Consider the following 14,928-nt stretch of genomic DNA (forward strand, 5'->3'; position numbering starts at 1 on the left):
TTCAATGATCGCGGTCACCGGCCACCGCCAGGCTGGATCATGACCGGGCCGCCGCCACCGGGCCCGCCGCCGCCGGGGAAGACGTTCTCGCCGCCGGTCCGGTCGCTGCCACCGGCACCGCCGGTCGGCGCGGCCACGGCCACCTCGACCTGGTCGCCTTCCCTCAACCCCGACACGATCTCGGTCTGTCCGCCGAAGGTGTCGCCGACCTTGACGTCGGTCCGCACCTGCTGGCCGTTGACGATCTTGTTCACGTACGTCGAGTCGCCCTCGGTGTGCAGGGCCATGCCCGGGATCGTCAGGACGTTGTCCCGTTCCTCGAGCACGATCGACACGGTCGCCGAGGAGCCTGCGTAGATGTCGTCCCGCTCGTCGGTGACCGCCACGGTCACGGGGAAGGTCGCCACGCCCGAATCGTCCGCGCTGGCCACCAGCCCGACGGTCTGGACGGTGCCCGCCACCGTCTCGCCGCCGCCGGTCGGCACGATCTCCGCGGCCATGCCCTGCTTGACCTTGTCGACGTCCTCGGCGCCGACCTTCGCCGTCACCACGAACCGGTTCGTCGACACGACCGTGAACTGGGCGCTGTCCTCGGCACCGCCACCCGCGTTGTCGGAGCCCACCTGGTCGCCAACGGCCAGCCCGACCGTGACGACCGTGCCGTTGATCGTGGACTTCAACGTCGCGTTGTCGACCGCCTCCTGCGCGGCGGTCACGTTGCTCTCGGCGGACACCACCGCGGCGTCGGCCGACGCGTCGTCGGAGTCGGCGGCCTTTTCCTCGGCCGCGTCGAGCTGGGCCTGCGCGGCGGTCAGCTGGGCCGCCAGGAGCGTGTCGTCGACGGTCGCGAGTGCCTGGCCGGCGGTGACCTCGTCACCCTCCTTGACCAGCACCTCGGTGACCTTGCCGTTCACCGCGAAGTTCAGGTCGGCCTGATCGGCCGGTTCGATGGTCCCGCTCACCGAGACCGTCTGCCGCTGTGTCCCCACCGTCGCCGTCGCGACCACCGGTTGGGTGGCCGCCTCCGCTGGTCTGAGGACCAGCCACGCCGCGACCCCGCCCGCGGCGACCACGACCACGCCGGTCAGCACCAGCAACCGGCGTCGTGCCTTGCCCACGCTGTGCCCCCTCGTCTCTTCGGCTGTTGCCGGAGAGCCTGGAGGCGGTGGCTGTGTGGTTACTGCGGTGAAGCTGTGTAGCGGCTATGGACCGATGCCCTGACATGGACGTGTTCTCAGGTCAGCGACATAGTCGGCGGGCGCCCCGGCGGACTCGGCCGCGTCGGACACCACGCCGAGGTAGCGCGCGGACGGCAGCCCTCCCTCGTAGGCGTCCAGCACGTACAGCCAGGCGAGCACCGAGCCCTCGAGCGTCTGCACCCGCAACCGGATCTTCGTATGCAGGCCCAGCTCGGAGCCTTCCCACCGGTCGAGGCGGGTCTCGTCCTCGGGCGTCACGTCGTAGAGCACCACGAACACCTGCGATTCGGGGTCCTCGACGATCGTGGCGAGCGCGCCTTCCCAACCGAGGTCCTCGCCGCCGAAGGTCATACGCCAACCAACGAGCCAGCCAGTACCCGCCATCGGGGAATGCGGCGCTCGCTCCATCATCTGAGCGGGATCCATGTTGGACCCGTACGCGGCGTAGAGCGGCACGCCGACAGCGTAGCGATACCTCGGATCATGCGCTGTCCCCTGGGCGAGGCGCGCCGCGTACCGTTTGTCCCGAACGCTCGCGAGGATCGAACTGAGGGGAGCTCCCGGTGACCCGGATCGTGATCATGGGCGGCGGGCCGGCCGGTTACGAGGCAGCGCTGGTGGCCGCGCAACACGGCGCCGACGTGACGATCGTGGAACGCGACGGGCTCGGCGGCGCGTGCGTGCTGTACGACTGCGTGCCGTCGAAGACGTTCATCGCCTCCGCGGGTGCCCGCGCGACCTTTCACAACGCCGATGAGCTGGGCATTCGCGTCGAGGACGAGCTGCCGATGGTCGACCTGCCGGCGGTGCACAGCCGCGTGCGGGGCCTCGCGCTCGCCCAGTCGGCGGACGTGCGCAACCGCGTGCAGCGTGAGGGCGTCCGGGTCATCCACGGCATCGCGCGGTTCTGCGACTCCCAGCCGGGGCTGGCCGCGCACACCGTCCAGACGGTCGCGCACGACGGCACCGAGGAGAAGCTGGACGCCGACGTCGTGCTGATCTCGACCGGCGCCACCCCGCGCGTGTTGCCGGGCGCCGAGCCGGACGGCGAGCGGATCCTGGACTGGCGGCAGATCTACGACCTTCCTGAGCTGCCCGAACACCTGGTCGTGGTCGGGTCGGGCGTGACCGGCGCGGAGTTCGTGTCCGCGTACACCGAGATGGGCGTGCGGGTCACGCTGATCTCCAGCCGGGACCGGGTCCTGCCGCACGAGGACGCCGACGCGGCGGCGGTGCTGGAGGACGTGTTCGCCGCGCGCGGCACCGAGGTGGTCAAGCACGCGCGCGCGTCGCGGGTGGAGCGGACCCGCAAGGGCGTGCTGGTGCACCTCGAGTCGGGCGGGACGGTCGAGGCGTCACACGCACTGATGACCGTCGGCTCCGTGCCCAATACGAGTGACCTGGGGCTGGACAAGGTCGGGCTGAAGACGGCCGCCGGCGGGTTCGTGTCCGTCGACCGGGTGTCGCGTACGTCGGTTCCCGGTGTCTACGCGGCTGGTGACTGCACCGGCCTGCTGATGTTGGCGTCGGTGGCCGCCATGCAGGGCCGTATCGCCATGTGGCACGCGCTGGGCGAGGGCGTTGCCCCGATCAAGCTGAAGACGGTCGCGGCGAACGTGTTCACCCACCCGGAGATCGCGACGGTGGGCATCTCGCAGCAGTCGATCGACTCGGGCGAGGTCCCGGCCCGCACGATCATGCTCCCCCTGGCGACGAACGCCCGCGCCAAGATGGAGGGCTTACACCGGGGCTTCGTGAAGCTGTTCTGCCGCCCGGCGACGGGTGTGGTGATCGGCGGTGTGGTGGTGGCCCCGACAGCGAGCGAGCTGATCCTCCCGATCGCGCTGGCCGTCCAGAACCAGCTGACGGTGGAACACCTGACCCACACGTTCTCGGTCTACCCGTCCCTGTCCGGCTCGATCATCGAAGCGGGCCGCCGCCTGATGCGCCACGACGACCTGGACTAACCGCGAGTCCAACCGCCACGACCCGCGTGTCCAACACTCCAGACCGGTGAGTTCAACAAACGGGGCTATCGACGTTAGCCGCTTTTGTTGAACTCGGGGGTCCCGAATGTTGGACACGCGGGTTTCTGGTGTTGGACACGCGAGGTTCTGGTCAGAGTTGTTCTTCGTGCAGGGCTGTCACGTGCTGTAGTAGGCGGCGGTGGTCTGCTGGGGAGATCGTGGTCCACGGGGCCTGGTCTTCTTCGGTGCGGCGGGTTTGTAGGTAGCGGCCCGCTGCCGTGTCGAAGAAGCTGATCACCCTCGGGGCGCGGACCCGGCGGCCCCAGCGGTCGCGGACCGCGCTGCCGTACTGGCCCTGCCTCACGATGTCGCCGATCATCTCCGCCAGGGTCGTCGCGTCGGAGTCGCGGACGCCTCGGGTACGCAGGGCGGACGCCAGTTCCTCCTGCTTGCGGGCTTCTTTCGCCGCTGCCTCGAAGTCCGCGGTCGGGAGGGTGATCGACTGGCCGGGGCCTGCCGGGGCTGGCGGCAACACCGACACGGCGAACCTCGGCAGGCCCGTGGCGTCCGCCGGTGCCAGGGCCAGCCGGCCGTGCGAAAGCGTGGCCAGCACGGCTTCGTCGCCTGTGGCGGCGGCCAACAGGCGCAGCTCACCGCCCAGCCACATGCGGCCGTCGATCTCGCGTTCTGGGCGGTGCAACAGGTGCAGCAGCCGGGTCAGCACCGGATGCGGGTCGACGGGGGTGCCGAGCCCGCGTCGCGCGAGCCCGGCCCACACGTCGTGGACGATCCGCTTGCGCTCGTCGTCGGTGCGACCCGGTGACGGGACCTTGAGGACCAGCGGCATCTGTTCGAGCCCGTAGTGGTGCTCCCACAGGACATCGAACTCGAGCGCGCTGATCTCCACCGGTTGGGTAGCGGCAGCGCCGATCGTCATGCCGTGACTACCGGCCGCCGTCCCCGATCACGCCGGGTGGCAACTGGTTCTCGTCGTCCAGGATGGACATCGACTCGTTGTCCTCGGCGGACTCCCGCAGGTCGAACCGGCGCTTCGGGTTCTGGCCGGGCACCGGTTCGTCGGTGTCGCCGAACCACTGGCTCGACCCGATGGCCTCCATGCCGAACCGGCGCATAGCCATCTTTTCCTGGGCGCCGACCGGTCCGGCACCACCGGGCGCGATCGGCGTGCCGGCCTGTGCCCCGGCCGCGGCCTGCTGCGCCGCGGCCGCCTGCTGCGCGTGCTGCATGTCCGACCCGGGCAGGCCACCCATGCCAGCAGCGGACTTCGATCCCGCGCCAGGGAAGCCGCCCGAACCACCGGAACCGCCGGAACCGCCGGACCCACCAGAACCGCCGCCGGAGCCACCGGAACTACCGCCTGGCGAGCTGCCGACGATGTTGCCGCGCCGCGGAGTCTCCTGGTTACGGCTGCTACCGCTCGCCGCAGGAGCACCGAAGAACGGGTCGGTCGAGATGCCGGTCATCCGGCCAGGAGCGGGCGTCGGGGAGGTCGGCCGCCGTGGTCCGTCGTACCTCCCGCCGGACGTGTAGGTCTGTCCGTGGTGACCGCCGCCTCCGCCACCGCCGCCACCACCGCCGTTGCCCTTGCCCTTGTCGGGCCCGGGCTCGTTCTGGTAGTGCTTCCCGCCGCCGAAACCGCCCGGCACGGTCAGCCCGAGACCGAGCAGGCCGCCACCCCGGCCCTGATGGATGCCGGTGGACGGCAGCAGCGGCTCCGGCGTGGTGAACGCGGGCAGCGCGGCGGTCGTCGCGTTCGTGTTCGTCTCGTAGGCGGTCATCACCTCGACCGCCTTCTCCTCCGCCGTCGACGCGGCGGCCTCGGCCGGCTCGGCGTCGGTCTGCGTCTGGAGCACCTGCACCGCGGGGGCGACCGCCGGATCCGGTTGCGTGGCCGGCACCTCTTCCGGCTGCGGCATCTCCGCGCGGGCCTTCGCGATGTGGCTGGCCTGGTCCTCGACCGAGGTACGCATCGTGGCGGCGTTCGTGCCGGACGTGGCCGCCCACTTCACGGTGGTGGACAACCGGGCGTGCGCGGCGCCGGCGGCCGTGCCGGACCAGCCGGTCTGGTCGAGCGCGGTCTTCAGGTCCTGCCCGATCTCGGTGAGGGCAGCGGAGATCTCGGCCCAGCGGCGCGACGGCTCGGCGGACGCGGTCGCGCCCGGTCCCTCGTGCAACATCCGGTACAGATCCTTGTGAGCGAAGCCGCGCCAACGAGTGCCGTCGGTCGGAGCAGCGGGTTCGGTCATCGATAGCCCTCTCAGCCCTCGTTCTTGCCGGTGCCGACGGCGTTGTCCGAGTCGATTCTGTCGTACTGCTCAGCGGTCGCGTCGAGGTTCTGGACAGCGGCGTCCAATTGCGCGCGATAGAACTTCAGCAGGTCCACGACCGACTCGTCCGAGTCGAGAGTGCGGTCGTTGTAGAGCGCGCTCGCGCCGGTGCTCACCGGGTCGCCGGCCCACGAGGTGACGCGCAGCTCCTTGTCCGCGAGCTCGATCTGCCGGTCTACCTTGGTGATCGCGTCGGCGAACGCACTGCGTAGACCGGGCACCGCGTCTCGCGCGACACGCAGGACCTCGTTGTGCGAATCCCCACCGCCCCCGTGGTTTGGCACTAAGCCGCCCTCCCAGTCGGTTTCCTGTGGTCGATCAACCATATCCAATGGGGATGATCGGATTCGACGGTTTAGGCAGTTTTCATGAGAACTTTTGCAGGATTGTTCCGGTTGGCTCAAGCCGTTCGTCTGGTGTCTAGCCGCGCTCCTGCCAGACGCGCCCCCGCCCGCGCGGCCGGTGGTGGCCCCGCCCGTTGTTGATCACCAGGAACAGGATCAGGAACGGGATGAAGAACGGCAGCTTGAGCGCCGCGAACACACCACAGATGAGCACGACCGCGACGATCGGCACGACCTTCTCGGCCGTCGTCTTCGGCCGCGGCGGCGCCCCGGCGGGCCTCGGCACGGGCTGACCGAACGTCGGCTTCGGCTCCGGCAGGTCACCGAACAGGCCCAGCAGCTCGCCGCGCGTCTTGGCGGTCGCGACCTTGGCCGACCGCTCCCCGTACTCGTCGATGTCCAGCCGACCAGCACTCATGTGCTCGCCGAGCTTCGCGAGGGCATCCTCGCGCTCGGAGTCACTGACGCGGATCGCGGACGGCTGGTACTCGCTCACATCTCGATCGTACGTCTGTAATCGGGTAATCAGCCGTGACAGATGTCGTGAACCTGAGGACCCTCTCAGTGACATGGCCTCGCTGGAGCTCGGCGTTCGCGGGCCTCAATCCGGCGTCTTCCCTCCTGCGCGCGGAGATCCCTGGGCTCCTTCGTCGCGCAGGGGATCTGCGCGCTCGTCGGTCCAGACGCCGGCGGCCCGCTCAGGTACATGGCCTCGCTCGGCGGTCCGCTCAGTTCTTCAGCTCACACAGGACACTGCCCTGTGTGACGGTCTCGCCCTGGGCGATGGCGAGTCCGGTCACTGTGCCGGACTTGTGCGCGGTGACCGGGTTCTCCATCTTCATGGCCTCCAGCACCACGATCAGGTCGCCCTGCGCCACCTCCTGGCCGTCCTCGACCGCGATCTTCACGATCGTGCCCTGCATGGGCGCGGCCACCGCGTCGCCGGACACTGCGGTCGCCTTGCCGCCGGCCCGTTTGCGTGGCTTGGCCGCCGCCGCGGCCTTCGGCGCGCTGGCGCCGACCGCGAACCCGCCGGGCAGCGACACCTCCAGCCGCCGGCCGCCGACCTCGACCACCACGTTCTGGCGCTCGTCCGGCTCCGGCAGCTCGTCCGTTGCCACGAACGGCTCGATGGTGTTGTCGAACTCGGTCTCGATCCAGCGCGTGTGCACGGAGAACGACGTGCCATCACCCACATAGGCCTGGTCACGCACGATCCGCCGGTGGAACGGCAGTACCGTCGCCATCCCCTCGACGACCATCTCGTCCAGCGCGCGGCGCGACCGTTCGAGCGCCTCCTCGCGGGTGGCGCCGGTGACGATCACCTTCGCCAGCAGTGAGTCGAACTGTCCGCCGATCACCGTGCCGGACTCGACCCCGGAGTCGACCCGCACGCCAGGGCCCTCCGGTGCCACGAACCTCGTCACGACGCCGGGCGCCGGCAGGAAGTTACGGCCGGCGTCCTCGCCGTTGACGCGGAACTCGATGGAGTGACCGCGCGGCGCCGGGTCCTCGGTGAACCGCAGCTTCTCGCCGGCCGCGATGCGGAACTGCTCCCGCACGAGGTCCACCCCGGCGGTCTCCTCCGACACAGGGTGCTCGACCTGCAGGCGCGTGTTGACCTCCAGGAAGGAGATCGTGCCGTCCTTGCCGACCAGGTACTCGACGGTGCCGGCGCCGGAGTAGCCGGCTTCCTTGCAGATCGCCTTCGCCGAGGAGTGGATCGACGCGCGCTGTGACTCGGTGAGGAACGGCGCGGGGGCCTCCTCGACCAGCTTCTGGTGGCGCCGCTGCAGCGAGCAGTCGCGGGTGCCGACCACGATCACGTTGCCGTGCTGGTCGGCGAGAACCTGCGCCTCGACGTGCCGGGGCTGGTCCAGGTAGCGCTCGACGAAGCACTCGCCCCGCCCGAACGCCGCGACCGCCTCGCGGACAGCCGAGTCGAACAGCTCGGGGATCTCCTCGATCGTGCGGGCCACCTTCAGGCCACGCCCGCCGCCGCCGAACGCGGCCTTGATCGCCACCGGCAGCCCGTGCTCGTCGGCGAACGCCACGACCTCCTCGGGCCCGCCGACCGGCTCCTTCGTGCCAGGTACCAGCGGGGCGCCGGCGCGGGTGGCGATGTGCCGGGCGGTGACCTTGTCGCCGAGGTCGCGGATGGCCTGTGGACTCGGCCCGATCCAGGTGAGGCCGGCGTCCAACACGGCCTGCGCGAAGTCGGCGTTCTCGGACAGGAAGCCGTAACCGGGGTGGACGGCGTCCGCACCGGACCGCTTCGCGACGTCCAGCAGCTTGTCGATGTTGAGGTAGCTCTCCGCCGCCGTCGACCCACCGAGCGCGAAGGCCTCGTCGGCGAGTCGGGCGAACACGGCGTCCCGGTCCGGATCCGCGTACACCGCCACACTGGGGAGGCCGGCGTCCTTGCAGGCACGGATGACGCGAACAGCGATCTCGCCGCGGTTGGCGATCAGGATCTTGTTGAGCTGGGGCACGCCCACTCTCCCTCGAAAGGCGGCACACTGTCGTTGGTTGGGGAGTTTACGGATACCGCGGGTATGTGGGGCCGTAGAGCAAGCTAGGTCACGGGGAGAGAATCATGGCGGGGAGGTCGTGGGCGGTCGTGATCACCGCCGCCGCGTCCGCTCTGGTGGCGGCCGGTGCACTGATCGCGTCCGCCATGCTGCGGGATTCCGGCGTGACCACCGCCGAGACGACCGTGTCCACCACGGCGACGACGCCCGGCGTCGGCATGGACGGCTGCCTGGGCGAGAAGTGCACCGTGCTCGCGACGCTGCCCGTCGGTGACACCATGGTCGAGCTGGTCGCCGAGGCCGACGGCACGGCAGGGCGCCTGCGGATCGGCGGCGCCGGTTCCAGCGAGGTCATCGAGCTGACCGTCACCAAGCTGGGAGCCGCCCTCACCACGGAGTCCCTGCGATGCGTGGCCGACTCGTTGTCCGCGTGCCTCGTGGGTGGTCCGTACTCGCAGGGCTACGCGGCGGAGGTCGTGGTCGGCCGTTCCGCCCAGTGGAGCGAGATCACCGAACCGTTCCTGTCCGACGCCGGGTTCGTCACCCTGGCGAACGTCACCGCCGATCCGGGCGCCGAGGTCCTCACGGCACAGCACCGCTGCGACCCGCAGGTGACCGCGGACTGTGCCACCACACCGGTGTTCGTCCGCGTCCACAACCTGCGCCACCAGGAACTGGGATGCACGAGAACCTACGCCCGCCTCGACGCACTACCGGGCTGGCCAACGGTGACGCTTCGGTCAACGGACCTGAAACCCTGCGCCTAACCTGTCCACAGCCGCATCGGTTATCCACAGGCAAGATCGACTTCGCGGTGACTGTCACCCCCCCACCGGTAGACTGGCACGGCGGGACGCCCCCGGGATCGGGTGGGGGTTGGGCAACGCGCGCGCGAGGATGATGATCAAGCGCGGAGCCGATGTTGGAGGGTTGGTCCTGTACGGGGCCACTGTTTCCGCTGCGGTCAGGTGTCCTGCGTCGTCCATTGCCCCGAGTGGTCTTGTGGCGAACGGCGCGTCGGTGGGCTGTCGGTGCTTGATGTCTCAGGGGTGTCCCATGGGTGCGCCGCGACGCTAATTCCAGATCCACCGGGGATCTTTCTCAACACATCGCCCGGGAAGACCGGTGCCGCGAGCGGCGTGTTTGTGCCACCAGCGCTGTCTCGAAGGACGCTTTCAGGTCGTTGAACGTCATCGGCGCGTCTTTCGAGACAGCGGCGATGCCCTGAACGCGTCTTTCGGGACCCAGCGGATGCGCGTCGGGCGCGCAGCGCCCCGCGCCCGCGATCGGCCTGGGCATGGCTCAGCCCGGGCGGAGGTCCGTGACCGGCAGGCCGTGCTCGGCGTGCAGGCGCGCGGCCACGAGTGAGCGGTGGCATGCCTCCGGGTCGCGCTCGACGCAGAAGAGCGCGGTTGTCGAGTCGCTCGGAAGTACGGACACGAGCGCGCCGAGGTCGAACGGGTCGAGGATCTCCCGGGTGTAGCGCTCGACGTAATCGGGCGCCAACGCGACGCGGTTGCGCTTGCCCACGCCCTGGCGGTCGTCCTCGCGGTACTGGAGTTGGCGCATCTCGGTCGTCGGTGCCAGGTCCTTCACGTGTCGGTAGCCGATGTCCGCCGCGGCGAGCGTGTGCTGGAGCCGCGCCGAGTTCGCCCAGGCGTATTCAGGGCCCCGGACGCCGCGTCGCTGGCGGACGTCGAGCAGCAGCCCCACGCCCTCGCCGGTGAGCTTCTCGATGAAGGAACCGGCCGTGAAGCCGTAGACGCCGATCGTCGCGATGCGTCTCATCGTCAACACCTCCGCTGTGCGGCGGTGGGCTCGGCCGAGCCCACCGCCGCTCCGCTACGGCACGAGCACCGGCTGGTCCACGGCCCACAGCCACGACCCGTCCGACTGGCGACGGGCGATCTCGACGGTCATCTCGCCGGTGGTCAGCGTCGACGCCGTGAGAGCCAGATCCTCGCCCACCAGCGCTGGATGCTGCCTGCCCGGCGTGAGCACCGGCGCCGCCGCGACGAACTCCTCGAACACCTTGCGGATCTCCGCGTGTCCGGTCGCGATGTTGCCCGGCGGGAACGCCAGCACGGCGTCCGGCTCGTACAACGCCACCAGCCCGTCGACGTCGCCGGCGTTGGCGCGTTCGATGAAGTACCTACCCAGGTCGTTCGGCTCGGTGGCCACTGTCTTGCTTGTCATGCCGATGAGCCTCCCAGCGAATCACGACATCCTGTGTCGTGTATTCCTGGCACAATTTTCGTATGCGTGCCGACCGGTTGGTCTCGCTGGTGTTGCTGCTGCGCCAGCACGGTCGGCTGTCCGCGCCCGCGCTGGCCCGCGAGCTGGAGGTGTCCACCCGCACCGTGCTGCGCGACATCGAGGCGCTGTCCTCGGCCGGTGTCCCGGTCTACGCCGAACGCGGCCGGCACGGCGGTTTCGCGTTGCTGCCCGGTTTCCAGACCGAGCTCACCGGACTGAACCACGACGAGGCACTCGCACTGCTTGTCGCCGGATCGCGGCGCGGCGCGCAGGCGTTCGGCCTCGGCGCGGCGCTCGCTTCGGCCATGCGCAAGGTCGTCGACGCGCTACCCGAAAGCTATCGGGCCACCGCGGCCGGCGCCGCCCAGCGACTGCTCATCGACCCGGAGACCGACCTCCTCGCGCGCCGGCAGGTCGCCGAGGAGGTGCCGGACACCATCGTGGCCGAGATCCGGAGCGCGGTGTTCGCCGGACACAAGCTGCGCATCCACTACGCGGCAGCGGGCCAGGCCCCGACGTGGCGCACGGTGGACCCGATCGGCCTGGTCACCGTGCGCGACCAGGGCTACCTGCTGGCCACGAGAGCCGGCACGGACCGCACCTACCGGCTGTCCCGGGTCCTGGCCGCCGAGGAACTCGCCGAACCCGCGCAGCGACCGGACCGCGTCGATCTGGACCAGGCCTGGCAGGAACGCAGCACGCGGTTTCGTACCGGCGGCGACCAGGTCGCCGTGCTGGTACGGGTGAACCCGGCGCGGCGTGAGGACCTGGTGGGCACCGCGCTGGCGATCGTCGCAGAAGAAGCCGACGCGGACGGCTGGCTGCGGCTGGAGGTCACCTTCCAGGACGCGAGACACGCCGAGTGGGCGTTGTGGCAGCTCGCCACGAACGCGGAAGCCCTTGCCCCGCAATGGTTGCGCTCCTCGTTGCGTGACCGCGCCGCCGCGGTCACGACCTGCTACGAACTAGTGCCAGAGGTCGACTACCGAGACCTCGACGTCACGGAGTAGGCGGCGGGTCAGTGGGAGGCTGATGCCGATCACGCTGGACGGGTCGCCGTCCACACCATCGATGAACCAGCCGCCAAGGCCGTCGATCGTGAACCCGCCGGCCACCTGCAGCGGCTCGCCGGTGCCCACATAGGCCTCGATCTCCGTCTCGCTCGGCTCGCCGAAACGGATCGTCGTGCTGACCGTGCCGGTGGCGATCGCGGTGACGGCGCCGTCGCGTACTCGCAGCACGGCGTGCCCGGTCAGCAGTTCGCCCGTGCCGCCGGCCATCTTTGTCCAGCGGGCGAGCGCCCGTTCGGGTGTGCCCGGCTTGCCGACGAGCAGGCCGTCGTGGAACAGCATCGAGTCGCAGCCGACGACCACCGCGTCGCTGTGGTCCGGGGCGACCGTGCGGGCCTTGGCCTCGGCGAGTGTCGCGACCGTCTGCTCCGGACCGGCGTCGGCCGGGAGCGACGCGATGATCGCGTCCTCGTCGACACCGGAGACCTGGACCACCGGGTCGATTCCGGCCTTGCGGAGCACTGTCAGGCGGGCGGGGGACTGGGAGGCGAGGACGAACTGCACGCCCGCGACTCTATCCGCGCCCGTCCGCGGATCCCGGTGGCCGCCACGATGCCCAGCACCAGCACAGCGATCGGCAACATGAGGCTTGCCTTCGCGGCCACCGTGAAGCCGCTGTGGAAGACCTCGGTGACGATGCGCCGCACCAGGTCCGCGACGTCCGGGTCCAGATCGGACGGTACGGGCGGGCGGCTCGAGTCGAACTGGCTCGGTGTGTTCGCGGCCTCGGTGACCCGGCGGACGAACTCCTCGCGGTAGCGCGGCGGCAGCCGTTCCGCGTACTGGCGGGCGGCGTCCGGCACCGCGAACGCGATCCCCAACTGCAGCACCAACCCGACGGCCGCGCTGCCGAGAACACCGCCGATCTGGCGGGACGTGTTGTACACACCGGACGCCGCGCCGGACAGCTCCGGGGGCATCCCCGAGGTGGCCGCCGTGGTCAGCGGCGAGAACACGAACCCGATGCCGATGCCCGCGATCGCGAGGCCGGGGATGAGCGTGGTCGGGTCCGTGTCCGTCTCGGCCTGGTAGACGAGCACACCGACGGCGGCCGCGAGCGTGGCGAACCCGGCGATGATCAGGTTCCGCGCGCCGATGCGATGCCACACCGCCCCGGACACCCCGGACGCCGCGGCAGCGGTCACCGCCATCGGCAGCGCGAGGACGGACGCCTCCAGCGGGGTCTGCCCCAGCACGGTCTGCAGGTACAGGACCAGCGGGAGGAACATGCCGGTCATCGCGAAGCCCATGGCGGCGTGCGCCAGGTTGGCGTAGGTGAAGGTCGGGTCGCGGAACAGCTCGTTCGGCACGAGCGGCTCGCGGCTGCGCACCGTGACCTGCCGGTACACGAACGCGGCGAGCAGCACGAGGCCCACGACGAGGATGTGGACGATCGTGACCGGCCCGAAGACCGGACCCCAGTGGTAGTGCTGTCCGTTCTGCACACCGAAGACCAGCCCGAGCAGCCCGGCCGCGCAGAGCGCGGTGCCCACCAGGTCGAAGCGGAGCTCGCGCCGAGGCTGCCAGTTCGGCAGCGCGACCACGGCGATCACCAAACTGACGACGCCGATCGGGACGTTGATGAGGAAGATCCCCTGCCAGCCGACGTGCTCGACGAGCAGCCCGCCGAGCACCGGCCCGGCGAGCGTGGCGACCCCGGCCACCGCACCCCACAGCGAGATGGGCAGGCCGCGTTTCTCCGGTGGAAACAGCCGGGTGACGAACGACAGTGTCTGTGGCGTCATCAGCGCCGCGCCGAGCCCCTGGACCGTACGTGCTGCGATCAGTTCACCCGGTGTGGTCGCGAGCCCGCTCCACACCGACGCGGCGGTGAACGCGACCAGACCGGCGACGAGCACGTTCTTCGGTCCGAACCGGTCCCCGAGCCGCCCGGTGATCAGCAGCGGGACGGTGTTGGCGAGCAGGTAGACGCTGTTGACCCACACGACCTCGTTCAGGTTCGCGTGCAGGTCGGTGAGCATGGTCGGGATCGCGACCGTGACGATCGTCGAGTCCAGCATGATCATGAAGAAGCACGCGCACAGCGCCCACATGGCTGTCCACGGGCTCCGCATGGGGTGCAGTGTGTCAGTTCGGTTCGGAAGCTTGTCGATCGCGGCGGCGGTGATGAGTATGTGCGTATGCGGCACTCAGAGCGCACACGGCGCACTCTCCGTGCGGCGCAGCTGCCGACCAGCGCGAGCGGTAACCGGCTGTGCCGTCACGAGATCGCGGGCGGGTGTACGTCCTGGTGCTCGTACCGGCTGTTCGCCAAGGTCGTCGCCGTCACGGTGGTCGTGCTGGCCCTGATCTGCGTTGGCGTGTGGCTGACCGGCGAGGGCAAGGGGCGGGTCCGCGAGGTCGTGTTCGGAGTGGGGCTGTACCTGGCGATCGTGGTGCCGGGCATCGTGGTGTTGAACAGTCGCGGACGTGATCAGTAGTAAGGCAACGTTTCGGCGTGCCAGGACGTCATTACGCACGTGAAGATCATCAAACGACTGCTGTCAATTGTGGTCATCGGGGTTTCGGCAACACTGGGGACTGGGGTGACGGCCAGCGCGACGACAACCGGCCTGCCACCGTTCGTGGCGACCGTGGAAACGGTCACCGCGGAACGGCTCGGCCTGAGCTGGCGGGAGGGTTGCCCGGTGGGGCCCGACCAGTTGCGACTGGTCAAGATGAGCGTGCTCGGCTTCGACGGCAAGGTGTACCGCGGCGAGCTGATCGTGGCCACCGACGTGGTCCGTGACGTCGTCGGCACGTTCGCCGACCTCTACCGCCACCGCTACCCGATCGAGCGCATGCTGACGGTGGAGAAGTACGACGCGGACGACGACAAGTCGATGGAGGCCAACAACACCTCAGCGTTCAACTGCCGCCCGATCACCGGCGGCACCGCCTGGTCGAACCACTCCTACGGCCGGGCGATCGACGTCAACCCCGTGCAGAACCCGTACATCTCGGGCAGTGGCGCGGTGTACCCGCCCAACGGTGCGCCCTATGTGGACCGCACCCGAACCGACCAGGGCATGATCCACGCCGACGACGCGACCGTCCGCGCCTTCGAACGCCGCGGCTGGGAGTGGGGCGGCTACTGGGACACCCCGATCGACTACCAACACTTCGAGAAGCCAGCTGCCTGACCTGTCCTGAAGGGCCCTTCGCTCCCGAAGGGCCCTTCAGGACTCACGAGTGTCCCATTCGCTCGGACTG

At 69.8% G+C, this 14,928-nt stretch carries 16 protein-coding genes; 5 read left to right on the top strand and 11 right to left on the bottom strand.

Annotated elements, in window-relative coordinates; translation table 11 throughout:
• Positions 1 to 14: 14 nt before the first annotated feature.
• Positions 15 to 1,118, bottom strand: coding sequence for an efflux RND transporter periplasmic adaptor subunit (locus VF106_RS36510; RefSeq protein WP_330844511.1), 1,104 nt, complete (start codon positions 1,116 to 1,118; stop codon positions 15 to 17).
• Positions 1,119 to 1,202: 84 nt separating this feature from the next.
• Positions 1,203 to 1,655 carry a gamma-glutamylcyclotransferase family protein gene (locus tag VF106_RS36515; protein ID WP_330844512.1) on the bottom strand — a complete coding sequence of 151 codons (453 nt, stop codon included), beginning with the start codon at positions 1,653 to 1,655 and terminating at the stop codon, positions 1,203 to 1,205.
• Positions 1,656 to 1,762: 107 nt separating this feature from the next.
• On the opposite strand from VF106_RS36515, the gene VF106_RS36520 reads away from it, so the two are divergent.
• Positions 1,763 to 3,166, top strand: a complete 1,404-nt coding sequence (locus VF106_RS36520; protein ID WP_330844513.1) for an NAD(P)H-quinone dehydrogenase — start codon at positions 1,763 to 1,765, stop codon at positions 3,164 to 3,166.
• Between the two features lie 151 nt (positions 3,167 to 3,317).
• Here the strand turns inward: VF106_RS36520 and VF106_RS36525 are convergent, their stop codons facing one another.
• From VF106_RS36525 to VF106_RS36545, 5 genes are all read right to left on the bottom strand, one after another.
• Complete coding sequence (locus VF106_RS36525) at positions 3,318 to 4,103, bottom strand: ESX secretion-associated protein EspG (protein WP_330844514.1); 786 nt, start codon at positions 4,101 to 4,103, stop codon at positions 3,318 to 3,320.
• Positions 4,104 to 4,110: 7 nt separating this feature from the next.
• Positions 4,111 to 5,433 (bottom strand): PPE domain-containing protein, encoded by a 1,323-nt coding sequence (locus VF106_RS36530; RefSeq protein WP_330844515.1) that lies wholly within the window; start codon positions 5,431 to 5,433, stop codon positions 4,111 to 4,113.
• 11 nt (positions 5,434 to 5,444) lie between these two features.
• Complete coding sequence (locus tag VF106_RS36535) at positions 5,445 to 5,798, bottom strand: transcriptional regulator (protein WP_330844516.1); 354 nt, start codon at positions 5,796 to 5,798, stop codon at positions 5,445 to 5,447.
• A gap of 136 nt (positions 5,799 to 5,934) precedes the next feature.
• Positions 5,935 to 6,354, bottom strand: coding sequence for a DUF1707 SHOCT-like domain-containing protein (locus VF106_RS36540; protein ID WP_330844517.1), 420 nt, complete (start codon positions 6,352 to 6,354; stop codon positions 5,935 to 5,937).
• 232 nt (positions 6,355 to 6,586) lie between these two features.
• On the bottom strand, positions 6,587 to 8,350 hold the full coding sequence (locus tag VF106_RS36545; protein ID WP_330844518.1) for an acetyl/propionyl/methylcrotonyl-CoA carboxylase subunit alpha: 1,764 nt from the start codon (positions 8,348 to 8,350) through the stop codon (positions 6,587 to 6,589).
• Between the two features lie 104 nt (positions 8,351 to 8,454).
• On the opposite strand from VF106_RS36545, the gene VF106_RS36550 reads away from it, so the two are divergent.
• Complete coding sequence (locus VF106_RS36550; protein WP_330844519.1) at positions 8,455 to 9,156, top strand: hypothetical protein; 702 nt, start codon at positions 8,455 to 8,457, stop codon at positions 9,154 to 9,156.
• A gap of 535 nt (positions 9,157 to 9,691) precedes the next feature.
• Here the strand turns inward: VF106_RS36550 and VF106_RS36555 are convergent.
• Positions 9,692 to 10,177, bottom strand: a complete 486-nt coding sequence (locus tag VF106_RS36555; protein ID WP_330844520.1) for a DUF488 family protein, N3 subclade — start codon at positions 10,175 to 10,177, stop codon at positions 9,692 to 9,694.
• A 54-nt stretch (positions 10,178 to 10,231) separates the two neighbouring features.
• The gene (locus VF106_RS36560) at positions 10,232 to 10,570 is read right to left on the bottom strand and encodes a YybH family protein (RefSeq protein WP_330844532.1); all 339 of its coding nucleotides are present in this window, start codon (positions 10,568 to 10,570) and stop codon (positions 10,232 to 10,234) included.
• Positions 10,571 to 10,647: 77 nt separating this feature from the next.
• Here VF106_RS36560 and VF106_RS36565 point away from each other — a divergent pair, with 77 nt between their 5' ends.
• Entirely contained in the window at positions 10,648 to 11,655 is a 1,008-nt protein-coding gene (locus VF106_RS36565) for a helix-turn-helix transcriptional regulator (RefSeq protein WP_330844521.1), read from the top strand.
• Here the strand turns inward: VF106_RS36565 and VF106_RS36570 are convergent.
• Complete coding sequence (locus VF106_RS36570) at positions 11,611 to 12,219, bottom strand: Maf family protein (RefSeq protein ID WP_330844522.1); 609 nt, start codon at positions 12,217 to 12,219, stop codon at positions 11,611 to 11,613. The two genes, VF106_RS36565 and VF106_RS36570, sit on opposite strands and share 45 nt — an antisense overlap.
• Positions 12,180 to 13,790 carry a DHA2 family efflux MFS transporter permease subunit gene (locus tag VF106_RS36575; RefSeq protein ID WP_330844523.1) on the bottom strand — a complete coding sequence of 537 codons (1,611 nt, stop codon included), beginning with the start codon at positions 13,788 to 13,790 and terminating at the stop codon, positions 12,180 to 12,182. The genes VF106_RS36570 and VF106_RS36575 overlap by 40 nt, the downstream gene beginning before the upstream one ends.
• 66 nt (positions 13,791 to 13,856) lie before the next feature.
• On the opposite strand from VF106_RS36575, the gene VF106_RS36580 reads away from it, so the two are divergent.
• Positions 13,857 to 14,156, top strand: a complete 300-nt coding sequence (locus VF106_RS36580) for a hypothetical protein (RefSeq protein WP_330844524.1) — start codon at positions 13,857 to 13,859, stop codon at positions 14,154 to 14,156.
• A 39-nt stretch (positions 14,157 to 14,195) separates the two neighbouring features.
• On the top strand, positions 14,196 to 14,858 hold the full coding sequence (locus tag VF106_RS36585; protein ID WP_330844525.1) for a M15 family metallopeptidase: 663 nt from the start codon (positions 14,196 to 14,198) through the stop codon (positions 14,856 to 14,858).
• Positions 14,859 to 14,928: the final 70 nt, after the last annotated feature.

Origin of the sequence: Actinophytocola sp. (assembly GCF_036378875.1) — a bacterium.
Taxonomy (GTDB): domain Bacteria; phylum Actinomycetota; class Actinomycetes; order Mycobacteriales; family Pseudonocardiaceae; genus Actinophytocola.